At 39.2% G+C, this 13,622-nt stretch carries 17 protein-coding genes; 8 read left to right on the top strand and 9 right to left on the bottom strand.

The window, feature by feature from the left end; all coding sequences use genetic code 11:
- Positions 1-123: 123 nt before the first annotated feature.
- From IEX94_RS12575 to IEX94_RS12555, 5 genes are all read left to right on the top strand, one after another.
- Positions 124-2,583, top strand: a complete 2,460-nt coding sequence (locus IEX94_RS12575; protein WP_188857910.1) for a DUF4430 domain-containing protein — start codon at positions 124-126, stop codon at positions 2,581-2,583.
- 218 nt (positions 2,584-2,801) lie between these two features.
- Positions 2,802-3,653 (top strand): DUF4430 domain-containing protein, encoded by an 852-nt coding sequence (locus IEX94_RS12570; protein ID WP_188857908.1) that lies wholly within the window; start codon positions 2,802-2,804, stop codon positions 3,651-3,653.
- Between the two features lie 14 nt (positions 3,654-3,667).
- Positions 3,668-4,546, top strand: a complete 879-nt coding sequence (locus IEX94_RS12565; RefSeq protein ID WP_188857906.1) for an energy-coupling factor transporter transmembrane component T — start codon at positions 3,668-3,670, stop codon at positions 4,544-4,546.
- Entirely contained in the window at positions 4,528-6,180 is a 1,653-nt protein-coding gene (locus IEX94_RS12560) for an ABC transporter ATP-binding protein (protein WP_188857904.1), read from the top strand. The genes IEX94_RS12565 and IEX94_RS12560 overlap by 19 nt, the downstream gene beginning before the upstream one ends.
- Complete coding sequence (locus IEX94_RS12555) at positions 6,144-6,836, top strand: ECF transporter S component (RefSeq protein ID WP_373290831.1); 693 nt, start codon at positions 6,144-6,146, stop codon at positions 6,834-6,836. The genes IEX94_RS12560 and IEX94_RS12555 overlap by 37 nt, the downstream gene beginning before the upstream one ends.
- 74 nt (positions 6,837-6,910) lie before the next feature.
- On the opposite strand, the gene IEX94_RS12550 is transcribed toward IEX94_RS12555, so the two are convergent.
- The 6 genes from IEX94_RS12550 to IEX94_RS12525 all read right to left on the bottom strand — a co-directional run bounded on the left by IEX94_RS12550 (position 6,911) and on the right by IEX94_RS12525 (position 11,254).
- Positions 6,911-7,573, bottom strand: a complete 663-nt coding sequence (locus IEX94_RS12550; protein ID WP_188857902.1) for a Fic family protein — start codon at positions 7,571-7,573, stop codon at positions 6,911-6,913.
- Between the two features lie 42 nt (positions 7,574-7,615).
- The gene (locus IEX94_RS12545; protein ID WP_188857900.1) at positions 7,616-8,149 is read right to left on the bottom strand and encodes a hypothetical protein; all 534 of its coding nucleotides are present in this window, start codon (positions 8,147-8,149) and stop codon (positions 7,616-7,618) included.
- 28 nt (positions 8,150-8,177) lie between these two features.
- Positions 8,178-8,789, bottom strand: a complete 612-nt coding sequence (locus IEX94_RS12540; protein WP_188857898.1) for a DUF2812 domain-containing protein — start codon at positions 8,787-8,789, stop codon at positions 8,178-8,180.
- Complete coding sequence (locus tag IEX94_RS12535) at positions 8,782-9,129, bottom strand: PadR family transcriptional regulator (protein ID WP_188857896.1); 348 nt, start codon at positions 9,127-9,129, stop codon at positions 8,782-8,784. The genes IEX94_RS12540 and IEX94_RS12535 overlap by 8 nt, the downstream gene beginning before the upstream one ends.
- Before the next feature lie 221 nt (positions 9,130-9,350).
- On the bottom strand, positions 9,351-10,139 hold the full coding sequence (locus IEX94_RS12530) for a YibE/F family protein (RefSeq protein WP_188857894.1): 789 nt from the start codon (positions 10,137-10,139) through the stop codon (positions 9,351-9,353).
- Positions 10,136-11,254, bottom strand: a complete 1,119-nt coding sequence (locus IEX94_RS12525; RefSeq protein WP_188857958.1) for a YibE/F family protein — start codon at positions 11,252-11,254, stop codon at positions 10,136-10,138. The genes IEX94_RS12530 and IEX94_RS12525 overlap by 4 nt, the downstream gene beginning before the upstream one ends.
- Positions 11,255-11,392: 138 nt before the next feature.
- Between IEX94_RS12525 and IEX94_RS12520 the strand changes: the two genes are divergently transcribed.
- The 3 genes from IEX94_RS12520 to IEX94_RS12510 are packed head-to-tail and all read left to right on the top strand — an operon-like array spanning position 11,393 to position 12,216.
- Positions 11,393-11,593, top strand: coding sequence for a helix-turn-helix transcriptional regulator (locus IEX94_RS12520; RefSeq protein WP_188857892.1), 201 nt, complete (start codon positions 11,393-11,395; stop codon positions 11,591-11,593).
- 27 nt (positions 11,594-11,620) lie between these two features.
- On the top strand, positions 11,621-12,007 hold the full coding sequence (locus IEX94_RS12515; RefSeq protein WP_188857889.1) for a permease: 387 nt from the start codon (positions 11,621-11,623) through the stop codon (positions 12,005-12,007).
- 20 nt (positions 12,008-12,027) lie between these two features.
- Positions 12,028-12,216, top strand: coding sequence for a hypothetical protein (locus IEX94_RS12510; RefSeq protein ID WP_188857887.1), 189 nt, complete (start codon positions 12,028-12,030; stop codon positions 12,214-12,216).
- A gap of 148 nt (positions 12,217-12,364) precedes the next feature.
- Here the strand turns inward: IEX94_RS12510 and IEX94_RS12505 are convergent, their stop codons facing one another.
- The 3 genes from IEX94_RS12505 to IEX94_RS12495 all read right to left on the bottom strand — a co-directional run bounded on the left by IEX94_RS12505 (position 12,365) and on the right by IEX94_RS12495 (position 13,588).
- Complete coding sequence (locus tag IEX94_RS12505; protein WP_188857885.1) at positions 12,365-12,691, bottom strand: type II toxin-antitoxin system RelE/ParE family toxin; 327 nt, start codon at positions 12,689-12,691, stop codon at positions 12,365-12,367.
- Positions 12,688-12,993, bottom strand: a complete 306-nt coding sequence (locus IEX94_RS12500; RefSeq protein ID WP_188857883.1) for a type II toxin-antitoxin system RelB/DinJ family antitoxin — start codon at positions 12,991-12,993, stop codon at positions 12,688-12,690. The genes IEX94_RS12505 and IEX94_RS12500 overlap by 4 nt, the downstream gene beginning before the upstream one ends.
- A gap of 199 nt (positions 12,994-13,192) precedes the next feature.
- A complete protein-coding gene (locus tag IEX94_RS12495) occupies positions 13,193-13,588 on the bottom strand; it encodes a VOC family protein (RefSeq protein ID WP_188857880.1) in 396 nt (131 codons plus the stop codon).
- Positions 13,589-13,622: the final 34 nt, after the last annotated feature.

Raw genomic sequence — 13,622 nt, 5'->3', positions numbered from 1 at the left:
TGTGGCTGATAGTAGTTATGTATTATGGATTGATCCATGATTGATAACGCTTGCTTTGTTATACATCTCTAAAGGTAGAGATGTTTTTTTATTGGTAAAAATACATAAGATGGGGGTATACAAATGGTTCGAAATAGTAGATTACAGCAACTGTTTATCGTGGTGATGACTGCCATTCTATTTCTCTCGCAATCTGGATTATTCGGCCTGCAAACCGTAAATGCAGCAAACTTGGAGAATGCTGTCACCATCTCTGCTGTTGATGAAGATGGTTCTGCAGTATTAGACACTATAGCAGTGGAAATTTCAAATGGGGATACTGCCTTTGATGTGATTAGAGAAGTAGATGATCAACTAGAATGGGACAGCTTTGACTTTGGCGAGATGATTACGGGTATTGGTGGAGTAGCTGCTGATCCCGAATCGAACTTCTGGTCCTTTTATGTGAATGGCCTATTCCAAGACATGGGAGCAAGTTCAACTGAAGTAACGAACGGGGATAATATTCAATTTATTCTTACAGACCTTGCAGCCGAACCTCAAGTATTTGATGTTGCGGTTTCTGCAGTAGATGCAAATGGGGAGACAGTTATTACAGAAACTACTGTATCCATGCCACAATACACGACTGCCTATGACGCTCTAATTAAAGCTGCTGCAAATCAAAATGTAAAAGTAGATGTGAGCGTTGATTCCGAATACTTAACATTTGTGAATTACTTAGGTGAACCATTAGAAAGAGATTGTGAATACTGGTCGACCTATATGAATGGCGACATGATGCAAGTTGGGTTACTCGGTCATACGGTTAAAGATGGCGACACGCTTGAACTTGTCGTCGATGACTCGTGTGAACCGGAAGAACCGGCTGATAAAGAAGATGAGAAATCAGAAGAGCCACCTGTAAATGAAAAAGATAAGAAAAAAGATAAAGAACAGGTAGTTGCGGATAAAGATTATACAGAAGCCCTGCAAGCTGTAATCAATTATCTCTCGTCCAATCCAGCTGAAATGGACTGGTACGGATTCTCCGCCCTTCACTCTGCTGGTGCTGATGTTTCAAATGACATGGCCGAAGAAGTAGCCGCTTCCATCAATGATGATTACTCAGGGAATGCTACAGAAATTGCAAAAAACATTATTATCTTAACTTCTGCCGGGTATGATGCAACAGATATAAACGGCATCAACTTGATTGAGATGTTACTGAATGAAAAAATGCCATTAAGTAACCAACTCGTTTATAGCTTGCTCGCAATTGATAGTTTCAATTATCCCACCCCAGAAGGTACAGTATGGACACGGGACAGCATCATTGAAGCATTCCTTGAGATGGAGCTGGATGCAGGCGGCTGGTCCTTCTTTGGTGAAAGACCAAGCCCGGATATTACTGGGATGGGCCTGCTTGCTTTAAGCGCTTATGCGGATGATGCGGACGTGAAGGCTGCACTTGACCGAGCAGTTAAAGCTATGAGCAAACAACAAGGGGATAAAGGCGGATACGATGAAGAGTTTAATGGCGGGTATTCAGCGGAATCCGCTGCAATGGTCATTATCGGCCTATCCGCTGTCGGAGTTGACGCAACAAGCGATGCCTTTACAAAATCTGGCGGAAACTTACTAGAACACCTTATCAGCTTCCAAATGGAAGATGGCAGCTTTAAACATTTACCGGAAGATGATGTTTCAAGTGTTTTCGCAATCAACCAAGGGGCATTAGCATTAGTTGCTTATGATCAATTCAAGAATGGTACTGGTCCAGTGTTTAAGTTTGATAAGAAGGAAGATACGAAAGAGCCTGGCGATGACGAGGGTGACGGTGATAACGATGGGAACAATGACAAAAACAATCCATCTGACGATCCGAATAAAGTTATCATAACAAAAGACAACCTGCACCAATATGAAACTGAACATGCTGTCGTAGTAACACCACATCATGCAGACAAATTAGCTAATTTTACAGTTGAGGTAGAAGCTGAAGCTGCCGACTACCTTGTTCAGGCAGACAAGCCGCTCGTTATTAATAACGGAGATACGATCATCACGATTCCTGTTCCTGTAGTGAAACAATTACGTGAACTTGGTGAAACAATTGAAGTCAATCTCGCTGAACAAAGTGTTAAAGAAGCAATCGGTGCTGTCTATGACTTTACCTTAACCGTGGATGGAACGATTGTTTCCGAGTTTGATCATGATATTATCATTGGCTTGGCAGTTGACGCAGACGCAGTGCAAGGCCTCGATGCTAACCAAATAAAAGCATTCCATTTCAATGAAGAAACGGAAAGCTGGGACGTTTTATCTGGCAGCACTTATGATGCGACAGCCGGATTTGTCACCCTAACAACCGATCACCTTAGCACATACGGGGTATTTAAACATGATACAGGACAGAAAGATCCTGCCGACAATGATAAAGACGGAGCAACCCCGCCACTAGTAGATAATGACAAAGATAAAAAAGGTAAGAAACTACCAATGACAGCAACAAATATGTTTAATCTCTTAGCATTGGGATTCATCCTAATCGCAGCCGGTGCTCTATTGTATATTAAGCGCAGAAATAAAGTTACAGAGTAATATTTATCCCGGTGTAACCGTCCGTAAAACTCCCACCTCAAAACTTTAGGGTCTTCGTGAAAGTTTAGGTGGGAGATAACGGACGCTAACACCCCGATTCGTTCAACTAACAATCAATGAGGATGAAGAAAAACCCCCACTGATTGAAGTTTCACTCTATGGATAATCCGCTGACTGCCAGTGGATTATTCTACCCTTTTAAAGAAAGGATGTTTGTTATGAAGCAGGTATTCCGTTTAGCCCTTATCACCTTTTCTATGATTCTACTTGTAGCATGTGGTGGCCAGCAAGCAGCCATCCAAGTGGAAAAGATATCAGTTATTCCAACATCGGCAGTCTCTATGGAAACGAAAGAATTAATCAAAGTTCGTTCTAACACTGAAAAAGCTGATGATGAGGATGCAGAGGAGAGTGAAGCATCAGAGGAAAATACCAAGAAAGAAGAGAAAGAAAGTACAGTTGCAGATTCATCCGAGGATACGGACAACGAATCGACAACAACGAAGACGGACGCAAACCAATCAACGAATAAATCTGCTAATTCAAATGAGTCAACACCTAATACCAATCAACAAAAGGATCATACCAACCATTCAGCCGGAAACTCCAATAAGCAGTCTGCAAATACGGGTACATCTAAATCGAGCGATAGCACAAATACTAATACACCTAGTCAGCCTAAGAATGAACAACCTAACTCCAACCCAAAACCGAAAGAAGAAGCAAAACCTGCTCCCAAAACTACAGCATTCGTATCGGTTGAAAGTCCAGGTGACTTAAACGGACCAAATCTAGCACCGACCGAAGTTGAAATCACGGACGGTGAAACAGCTCTTGCAGCTACATTACGTGCATTAAACAGTAAAGGGATTAGTGTTGATTATACCGGTTCTGGGGCAACCGCTTATGTAAAAAGCATCGGCGGTCTCGGCGAATTTGATGCAGGTCCGCTTAGTGGCTGGAATGTTTTCGTTGAAGGAATTATGATTCCGCGAAGTGCTGATGCCTATGAGATTTTTGACGGGTATAAAGTGCACTGGAGATACACAAAGAATTACTTGGAAGACTAAAGGATGGATGATACATGCTTAGAGGATTCCGTTCCTTTCACCCATTTGTCCTATTGCTCTACTACATCATTGTTATTGCCGGTTTGATGATGTATCAGCATCCGGTTTTTTTAACCGCAGCTCTCCTTTCTATTATTTTTGTGAATCTTATCCTTGATAAAGGGGTCGAGCTGAATAAATGGAAATACATGATTATCTTTTTAGCTCTGTTCGTTTTTGTGTTCACACCTCTTTTTAACCAGCAAGGGAATATTGTGCTCTTTGAACTCTTTTCGCGGGCCTTTTACTTGGAAGCGGTCATTCAAGGTGCCATGATCGCTCTTACTTTGTCAGGGATATTAGCTTTATTTACAACTTTTAATATTATCATTACGTCCGATAAGTTTCTCTATCTTTTTTCAAAATTCTTTCCGAAATGGGCGTTGATTCTTATGCTCGCCCTTCGCTTTATGCCGCTATTTCGCAAACGATTGGCGGATATTCAGGACGTGCAGGAAATGAAGGGTGTTTCCATGAAAGATGGGAAACTACGGGAGAAAGCACAAAATGGCATGTTATTTATCCAAATTCTATTAACCTATTCGCTTGAAGAAGCAGTACAAACCGCTGATTCCATGTCCGCGCGCGGGTATGGTTTACAGAAAAGAAGTCAATATGAAGCTTATCTCTGGAAGTCTCGGGATTGGGCGATGCTCGTTTTTCTTCTTCTACTTAGTCTGCTGACCCTAATCGGTTGGAAGAGCAATAAAACGATACTCACGCTGACACCGGAATTGGAATCTATGATGTTACAGGGGCATAGCTGGTTCTATCTTCTTAGTTGGATTTTACTTATCAGTTTACCGATTTGGACGGAAGGCAAGGAGGTCATCAAATGGAACTTCTACAAATGAGAAATTTAAATTTCACTTATCCGAACTCCTCCGACCAAGCGTTAACTGATATTAATTTCACTGTTCATGAAGGTGATTTTGTTGTTCTATGCGGGCCTTCCGGGAGCGGAAAATCAACACTCATCCGCCTCATGAAGCAGGAGCTGAATCTTCACGGGACAAAGAGCGGTGAGATTTACTATCAAGGCATTCCATTCGAGCAACATGATGCCATCACTTTAGCAAAAGATATCGGGATGGTATTTCAAGACCCGGAGAATCAGATTGTCATGAGCAACGTAATGGACGAATTGCTGTTTGGCATGGAGAATCTAGGTTTTTCAACCAATGAAATGCGTAAGAAAACAGCGGAAATCGTCCATTATTTTGGCTTTAATCATTTATTGCAGCAAGACACAAGCGAGCTATCCGGTGGAGAAAAACAGCAAATCAACCTCGCTTCCGTTCTTTTGCTTGATCCGAAAATATTAATACTGGATGAACCGACTGCACAGCTCGATCCGATTGCAGCAAAAAACTTTATGTATTTATTAAAGCAGCTAAATGATGAATTGGGCATTACGATCATCATTGCCGAACATCGGTTAAATGAATTATTTTCCTTAGCTAACCGAATTGTCGTGCTGGAACAGGGAAAAATTAAATTTTCCGAAAGCCCGCGGAAAGCTCTTTCGTTATTAGCTGAAAACATGACGGCCTACTTACCAGAGGCTTCCCAGTTGTATTTAGCATTTACAGGCATCCTAAAAACGCCTGACATCCCCTTCCATGTAAAGGAAGCCAAGCAATGGTTAAAGGGAATGGATATTACGTCGAATCAGTCACAACAGGAAGAACAGGTAAAGCCGGAAAAGCCTTTGCTTGAGCTAAAGGAAATCGACTTTAGCTATTCAAAACATACAGAGCCAGTATTAAATAATTTATCCTTAACCGTTCAAGAGGGAGAATGGTTAGCCATATTAGGCGGAAACGGCACTGGAAAATCGACCCTGCTTAAAATTATCGCTGGCCTTCTTACGGCCCAACATGGAAGAATCCGATATAAAGGGAAGAAGGTAAAACAAATCGACCGGAAGCTGATCGGCTATTTACCACAGAATCCAAAGCTCTACTTTCTACATGAGACATTACAGGAAGAATATACTGCTCTGGCTACGAAACACGGGAAATCAGAAACAGAGGTACAAACCCTAGTAAAGGAATTTCAGATGGAAGCTTTACTAGACAGACATCCATATGATTTAAGTGGTGGTGAATTGCAGCGGGCAGCACTTGTCGGCATTTTGATCGGAAATCCACAAATTTTATTACTGGATGAGCCGACAAAAGGAATGGACCCAGCTTTCAAAGAGGAGTTTGCTTCCATTATTCAAACAGTCAAGCATACAGGTGTCACGATTATGATGGTCACCCATGACGTTGAATTTGCAGCAAAGCATGTGACGAGGTGCAGTATGCTGTTCCAAGGGGAGGTAATCGTTACTGAAGATACGACTGCCTTTTTCAAAGATAATGATTATTATACGACCATGATCAATCGGATTACAAAGGATAGCCAAGTTCCGACAGTAGTTACAGTAGAGGAGGCAAAAGCAAGTTGGCAAATGAAAAAGGCATTACCATCATCGGTGTAGCAATTTTCTTTTTACTATTAGTCTTTTTTCCAAAATTTATTGTTCAGCATTATTTATTAATTAGTATTCTATTTATTATCGCGATTCTGCTTCCATCCATCATTCGTTTCTCAAGGAAAAGTATGACAAGCAGAGAAATGGTCATGCTCGCAGTATTAGCAGCGATTGCAGGTGTATCGCGGGTTCCCTTCGCCGCACTGCCGAGTGTCCAGCCGACGACCTTTGTCATCATTGCTTCTGCGATAGCCCTTGGGCCCCAAAGCGGATTAGTCATCGGAGCTTCAGCAGCGCTTATTTCCAACATGGTGCTCGGCCAAGGTCCGTGGACCCCGTGGCAAATGGTTTGTTGGGGAATGGCCGGATTCATTGCCGGCTTACTTGCAAATACCTTCTTCATGAAACACATGGCTTGGCGCCTCATCTACGGCTTCATCGTTGGATTTATATTTGGCTGGGTCATGAATATGTGGATATTCTTCAGTGGATTTGGGGATCTGACACTAGAGACATTTGTTTTATTGAACACACAGAGCTTCTTATTCGATCTAGCCCACGCTTTATCTAACGTTTTTTTCCTTTTCTTGTTCAGTATGATTTGGATCAAGACTTTGAACCGATTTAAGGAGAAGTATGGTGTTTTTCAGGAAGATGGGTAAGAATGAAGGTTAGAACGTCATCACGGAGTACCGGTCGTTATCAATCTTTGATAACAACCGACACTTGCAGTGAATTACGCATAGTCAATACCGAATATACACTTGTCATATAGAAAATGAATGATATGGTTATAGTCGTTCGTTTCGTAAAACTTGGATAACCTTTCATTAAACTCCGCTAGATTCTTTTCCTCAACACTAACAATACCCCGTCCATTTTCAATTAATATTTTATTGGCAGAAATAATGCTTGTCCGTTTATTACCATCCCAGAATAATTGATTGCGCATTGCCCACAGCATATAAGTTAAAGCTCTTTCTGTTACCCGGGGAATGCTCAATATTTCGTTCATTTCGGATATAACTTCACTCTCTACAGGGATTTTCGGTTGATAATCCACTCCTGAAATACCGACATTTCCATTTCTAAGAACTCCCCATTCAATACTCTCATTATATGCAACGAACTCATTTATCCTTTTTGCAAAATGAAGATTGAACGGCTTTTCCATTTTATCCATCGTATACTTCCACGCATTTCTTAGATTTAATACTTTTTGCACGTCATCCATGTCTAAATCACTGACAGAAACGCCTTCTAAAATCGTTTTTGTTTGAGAGAAAGTAATATTTACTCCTTCAATTTTTGCCGTGTAGTATATATTAGCAATTAATGTCTTCTTTGCCAAAAATATATTTTCACGTTTAGAAAGATTATATTTATCCTTCATCTGCATCGACACTCGCATCCTTCTGGCCTTTTTCTTTATTATTTATGACTATTCCATTAATATCTCAATCTCATCAAGATTCTTCTCATACAAATCATCCAGCAGCTGATTTCCAAGCTCCGTATATTCTTCCGGGTTATCCTCAAGTTCCCCAATCATTTCACTGATATATGCCATAACATAATGACTCATTTCCTGCGTCCGCTTTAAATATTCCTCAAAATATACATCTGGCTCCATGTTGAATTTCTTTGCTTGTGCTTCCGCAAAATCACGCGTTCCATTTGCAATTTCCGAATCACTATCTTCTGCCGGATATACATCCTGCACATGAACAGTAGGCTCTTCTGATATATCTAACTGCATGGCTTTTGCTTCTTGCATTGCCAATTTTCCTTTGATTGTTCCCTCTAAATTATCGAGGATTTGGTCATCAGGATATAAAAAGCGCAACTCGCCAACTGTCAGCTCCTCTCCTCTGATAATCGCCGCTACATCTTTATCATCATATTTAGTAGTTTCCTGGCATCCTGCTAGCAAAATAAAACAACAAACTAGCGAGAAACTGATTATTCTCTTCATGGTTTAACTCCTTTTATTCATCATTCATTCATTTTGTATGTTGCGCATACAGTTTATTCGACTTATAGCCGAAGAATAAATATAAGATGATTGTGATTGGAATAAAGGACCAGGCGAAACCACGCATGAGTGCAAAGGGTGTTTCAAATAAAAAGGCAGACCAAAATGCTGTTCCTGTTTTATCCCATAGGCCTGGCGTTAAATAGAGTGCTGTCGGATTAACGAATGCCTCCAAATTGATAATATCCGTCACATAAAAAATGACTAATAGTGGTAAAAAACTATAAGCTGATTCAAGACTCACCTTCGCATACCTTTTATATCGTGCAGCTCTTGATGCTTGATCGGAAAAAATATCATCTTCAGCGGCATCATCCATCTTTTGAAAGTATTGGATTCCTGATCGCTTAGTACCAGCGAGATGTTTCCATCCACTGTCTTCAAACATCATGCAATAATCAATGTAGTCCTCTTTGTTCTTGAATACCCTGTAATCCACCTTTATCGTTGCTTCTTCAGGTTCCCCTCGCCTAAATTGATACCCGAAGAACACATGTTGTAAATGATACCCATCCCTTGCCATTTGCTCTAGCCACTTTTCTTCCTTTTCAAAGTCAATAAAGAATTTAAGCTTATACATTTTCCACCCCTCCATTTTCATACTTTCGCAAAGCTAGCGATTGTTCCGTAATATGGACAAGATGTTTCATACGTTCGCAATCTAGTCGCAATACTTCGATCCCTTTTTCCGTAATAACATAGGTTTTTCTTCGTTTGTCTGTACTTTTCACTGATTTAATTAATTCCTGTTTCAACAAATTTTCAATTGCCCCGTACATTGTCCCCGCAGCAATTTTTACCGTCTGATTACTCAACTCCTCTACCTTTTGCATCATAACGTATCCATGAGCAGGTTCGAGTAAGGATAATAAAATATAATACGTTGTTTCCGTTAAAGGTAAATACTTATTTAAATCCATTTCTTTTATCGCTCCAATATTTCGACTTAAGTTATACAGTCTGACTATATAGTTCAAGTTTATACAGTTAAACTGTATATGTCAATAAAAAGTAAACCAATTGGTTTATATTTTTAACCAAACTAAAAGAGAGCTTCTTAAAAAGATAAGCTCTCTAATAACCAAAAAACAGCAGGAAAACTCATCAACAGATGATGTTACCCACTGTTTTCCATACGTATTTATTCCTCCTGTTTTTGCAACGCTTTCTGCTCCCTTTTCTTCACTAAATAATACGAATTAATCCAAGAAGCGATCGGAATGATCATCGCTATCCCAATACCAGCACTCAAGATAATGAGGAGCTCCGAGGTGAAGATTTTCGAATTGGCAATTTCACCAATCGAGTATTCCATGTCTTTCACCCATAATAACAACGCCAAATATCCACCAAAGAAGGCGAAAAACAATGTATTTGTATTCGATCCTAAAATATCCCTACCAATCCGGATACCGGAAATGAATAAATCTTTCTTCGTAATGCCTGGATTTTGATCAAATATTTCCTGCATCGGTGAAGTAATGGAAATAGCGACATCCGTAATCGCGCCGATTGTACTCACAATAATCATCGCTGCTGCTATCTTCACGAAATCCAGTCCGATATATAGAGAGAATAACGTACTTAACTCCTCTACCTGCTCTTCACTAAACCCTTGGATCATTAATTTATCCGTCATGATATAAATAAGCAAAACTAGGAAAACAATTGTTATTACCGTAGACAAGAAAGCTGTCTTTGTCTTGCTATTTACTTCATTGATGTAAAACAGATTGATACAGCTGATGATTGCACAGGCGATTAAAATCAAGATAATTGGATTCATCGCTGGATCCAACAGGAAAAATACGGTAAGGATCAGAACCGCAAAGTTTAGAAACAACGAAATAAATGACCGTAACCCTTTTCTCCCGCCAATGAGCACCATCAGGATAAACAAAATAGCGGATAGTACTACTAATACATTCATACGCGTCCCCTCTTCCGGTTAACAAAAAAGATAGAGATATACAGACCGATTGGAATTGCCAAAACGATCCCTATACCGCCTGCGAGTGCCCTAGCTAATTCTAGAGACAGATTCAATGAAAGGGTAAATCCCCACAAGGAAGCATTTTTCAAAAACAAGAGAAGCATGGGAATGGAGCCACTTATATAGGCGAAAAATAAAATATTAGTCATCGTCCCCATGATATCTTTCCCAATATGCAGACCAGATTTTTTCAATGTCTTATTATCGATCGCATGATTATTCTCATACATTTCAAAAACAGATGACGACATCGTAATCGCAACATCCATAACAGCCCCGAGTGATCCGATTAATAATCCTGCCAATAAAACTGGCTTGTACGGACGGCTGAGAAAATCAATTTCTTCATACCTCAGACCACTCTCACCCGTCAACCAAAGGACAGCGTATGTGATGAAAAATGAAATAAAAGTTCCTAACAGTGTTGCAATAATCGCAGCATACGTCTTTTCATTAAAACCATTAATCAGCAATAAAGACGTAATCGTAAATAAAACAACAGTGACGCCACAAATAATCAGTAAGCCAATATTGGAATTCTCTACATAAATATCCAGGGCGTAAGATAAAATTGCTGCATTAAGTATCAGACTAATAATGGAGAAGAATCCCTGTCTCTTTCCAATGAGGAGCAAGATAAAGATAAAAATCCAGACAATCGGGAGTATATGCTTATCCCGCTTTACATCTTGAATCGTACCTGTTAATTCTCCACCTTTTCCAGTATCTGCATCTATCCAGACAAATAATTCGTCGCCTTCTTTATACGCTTGATCAAAGGCTCCGGACGCCGAATATTCATTGATTAAATGGATGGAACGGTTCTTTTCTGCGCCATTTTTCACTTCTGCTTCAATGGATTGTGTAAATAAGCGATCCTCGTTTCCATAAGCATCAACTACGTCGTTAGATTCTTCCAAATGTGCTTCCATTACTTTAGCTATTGGTCGGTCGTAAAAGGAATAATTATTGTTCACAAATAGAAGCGATCCGATTAAAAGAACCGCCAGACTTATATAAAAAATAACTTGTTTATAGGTTATATTTTTCAGGTTCAATTTTAAACCCCTCCAGAATAAGACCAAGTATATCAAATTCGGTTTGTGTGTGGCAATTCTCTTTTTTGTAAAGGGTACTTGACGTCAAGTACCCTTTACATTAAACTGATATTGAAAGCAGGTGGTTCTAATTTGAAAAATAAATTAGTTGAATATAGACAAGAGTTCGGGTACTCACAGGAAAAGCTTGCAGAGGCTCTCGAGGTCTCCAGGCAGACCATCATCTCCATTGAGAAAGGGAAATACAATCCCTCCCTGCCACTTGCTTTAAAGATGGCAAAAATATTTAAGACGAATGTGGAAAGTATTTTTAGCTTGGAAGAAGATGACTAATACAGAAAATTTAAAGGAGGAATCAAGATGGAGAATAAAGATTATATGCCAAGGACTTATTTCATACTGGGGGTTTTAAACTTACTCTTATTTGGCTTCACTGCATTCATAGCATTCATGGCAAAAGCCGCTCCGCCTCATATAACGTATTTATTGTTTGCTTTTACGGTTATGTCTTTTTCACTCAGCTATTTGTATAATCATTTAAAAGAGAATGATGAACGTGCTAAAATGATCAGGAAAAAAGGGATGTTTTACAATTATTTTGCTCTCTTGTTTTATTATTTTATCCTTATATTGATTATAGAGTTCGACATTTTTCCTTTAACTGCTATCGATGTTCTTTATATCTTGATCATGCTAACAATAAGTACGATATTTATTTCTCAGGTTATTTTAGCAAAAAGAAATTAGATTAATAGTGAGGGGTGAGTATGATTATACAATGGGAGATTATCACAGGATTTCTTGCCATTTGGGGAATATCTTATCTTTTATTACGTAAGTATTATGATAAGAAAAAAGGATTATCCAAGAAAGGATTTATTCTATTTTTCACTGCTATGTTTGTGTTATTCGTGATTATGGGTATAGTAGGATTTCTAGCTGGCAGGAATAGCTGAGAAATAAATAACCCGCTTAAGAACTGTTTTTCTCATCTTAAGCGGATTTATTCTGTTTTCATTACCGAATTGTCCAATTATAGCCTCTAGGCTTTCTTATGATAACCTTACCCATTAATCTTAGTATGCTTTTAGATTTTTCATATAACTATTGTTTGATTCTATTCAACTGTTCTTCTATATTACGCCCACCATACATAATCCGAATAATAGTAACTGTTGCGTTCTCGATTTCAGGAATGAAAAATATTAGAAAATTATCCACTGGGAACCAGCGTAACCCTCTGCTATACCACGGTTCCTTTTCAAAGATTCGGAATCGCATCGGTTTTTCATTAAGTTTTAGTATCGCCCTTTCAATTCTTTCCACTTGCTTTGTCGCAACCTCAGGCTCTAGCAGCGTAAATGCTATATATTCATAAATACTTCTTAAATCAAACTCACTTTGTTCCGTTAATACAACTTTGTATTTCATAAGTCGTATTCATTACGGATCTTCGCAAAAACTTCTGCAGCAGATTTTGTATTTCCTTGTTTATAATCTGCATATCCTTTTTCCAATTCCACATCCATCTCTTTTTTCGTTAAGCTCGATACATCAACTGGTTCCATGACAGGAATCTTTACATCAAAGGGAATTCCTTTCTGCATGACAACCTGTTTCAAAAATATATTAACTGCATTAGATAATGGGATTCCCAATTGCCCTAGGATATCCTCAGCTTGTTCTTTCAGTTCTGGTTCCAGCCTCACATAGATATTTGTTGTTTTAGCCATTATCAATCCACTCCTTCTTACATATACATTATGCTCTTGCATATACAAAAGCAATACATTTGTTTTGGTATAGTAGGATTTCTAGCTGGCGGAATAGCTAAAAATTAAAAAACCGCTTAAGAACTGTTTTTCTCATCTTAAGCGGATTTATTCTGTTTTCATTACCGAATTGTTCAATTATAGCCTCTAAGCTTATTAGTTATGGAAGATTGATTTGCCAAGAAACTCCAAACCGGTCATTAACCCAGCCAAATTTCCTGCTGAAGCCATAATTATCAAGCGGCATCAGCGCTTGTCCACCTTCCAGTAGCTCTTCATATAGGCTGGTAAGCTCCTCTTCTGTGTCACAATCAACAAAAATGGAGAACGATGGAGTAAAGGTAAACTGATGCTTGATATTGCTGTCAATGCACATGAACGTTTGCCCTTTTAAAGTGAAGGTTGCCTGCATGACCGTTCCTTCATCACCAGGTTCATTCGCCCCGTATCGGGTAATACTTGTAATTTCAGAATCCTTGATTAGTGATGTATAGAAATTCATCGCTTCTTCCGCCTTACCATCTTGAAACATGAGAAATGGTGTAACTTTCGTCATTCATAATCAACCCCTTGAAATTTTTCGTTGGCTT

It is taken from the genome of Oceanobacillus indicireducens (assembly GCF_014647195.1).
GTDB classification, from domain to species: domain Bacteria; phylum Bacillota; class Bacilli; order Bacillales; family Amphibacillaceae; genus Oceanobacillus; species Oceanobacillus indicireducens.
This window is presented reverse-complemented; position numbering and strand designations above follow the sequence as displayed.

Excerpts from the sequence above, each read along its gene's own strand:
- IEX94_RS12575 (WP_188857910.1), top strand. The coding sequence starts at position 124 with ATGGTTCGAAATAGTAGATTACAGCAACTGTTTATCGTGGTGATGACT.
- IEX94_RS12560 (WP_188857904.1), top strand. The coding sequence starts at position 4,528 with ATGGAACTTCTACAAATGAGAAATTTAAATTTCACTTATCCGAACTCC.
- IEX94_RS12550 (WP_188857902.1), bottom strand. The coding sequence starts at position 7,573 with ATGCAGATGAAGGATAAATATAATCTTTCTAAACGTGAAAATATATTT.
- IEX94_RS12540 (WP_188857898.1), bottom strand. The coding sequence starts at position 8,789 with ATGTATAAGCTTAAATTCTTTATTGACTTTGAAAAGGAAGAAAAGTGG.
- IEX94_RS12505 (WP_188857885.1), bottom strand. The coding sequence starts at position 12,691 with ATGAAATACAAAGTTGTATTAACGGAACAAAGTGAGTTTGATTTAAGA.
- IEX94_RS12530 (WP_188857894.1), bottom strand. The coding sequence starts at position 10,139 with ATGAATGTATTAGTAGTACTATCCGCTATTTTGTTTATCCTGATGGTG.
- IEX94_RS12515 (WP_188857889.1), top strand. The coding sequence starts at position 11,621 with ATGGAGAATAAAGATTATATGCCAAGGACTTATTTCATACTGGGGGTT.
- IEX94_RS12510 (WP_188857887.1), top strand. The coding sequence starts at position 12,028 with ATGATTATACAATGGGAGATTATCACAGGATTTCTTGCCATTTGGGGA.
- IEX94_RS12495 (WP_188857880.1), bottom strand. The coding sequence starts at position 13,588 with ATGACGAAAGTTACACCATTTCTCATGTTTCAAGATGGTAAGGCGGAA.
- IEX94_RS12535 (WP_188857896.1), bottom strand. The coding sequence starts at position 9,129 with ATGGATTTAAATAAGTATTTACCTTTAACGGAAACAACGTATTATATT.
- IEX94_RS12500 (WP_188857883.1), bottom strand. The coding sequence starts at position 12,993 with ATGGCTAAAACAACAAATATCTATGTGAGGCTGGAACCAGAACTGAAA.
- IEX94_RS12545 (WP_188857900.1), bottom strand. The coding sequence starts at position 8,149 with ATGAAGAGAATAATCAGTTTCTCGCTAGTTTGTTGTTTTATTTTGCTA.
- IEX94_RS12565 (WP_188857906.1), top strand. The coding sequence starts at position 3,668 with ATGCTTAGAGGATTCCGTTCCTTTCACCCATTTGTCCTATTGCTCTAC.
- IEX94_RS12570 (WP_188857908.1), top strand. The coding sequence starts at position 2,802 with ATGAAGCAGGTATTCCGTTTAGCCCTTATCACCTTTTCTATGATTCTA.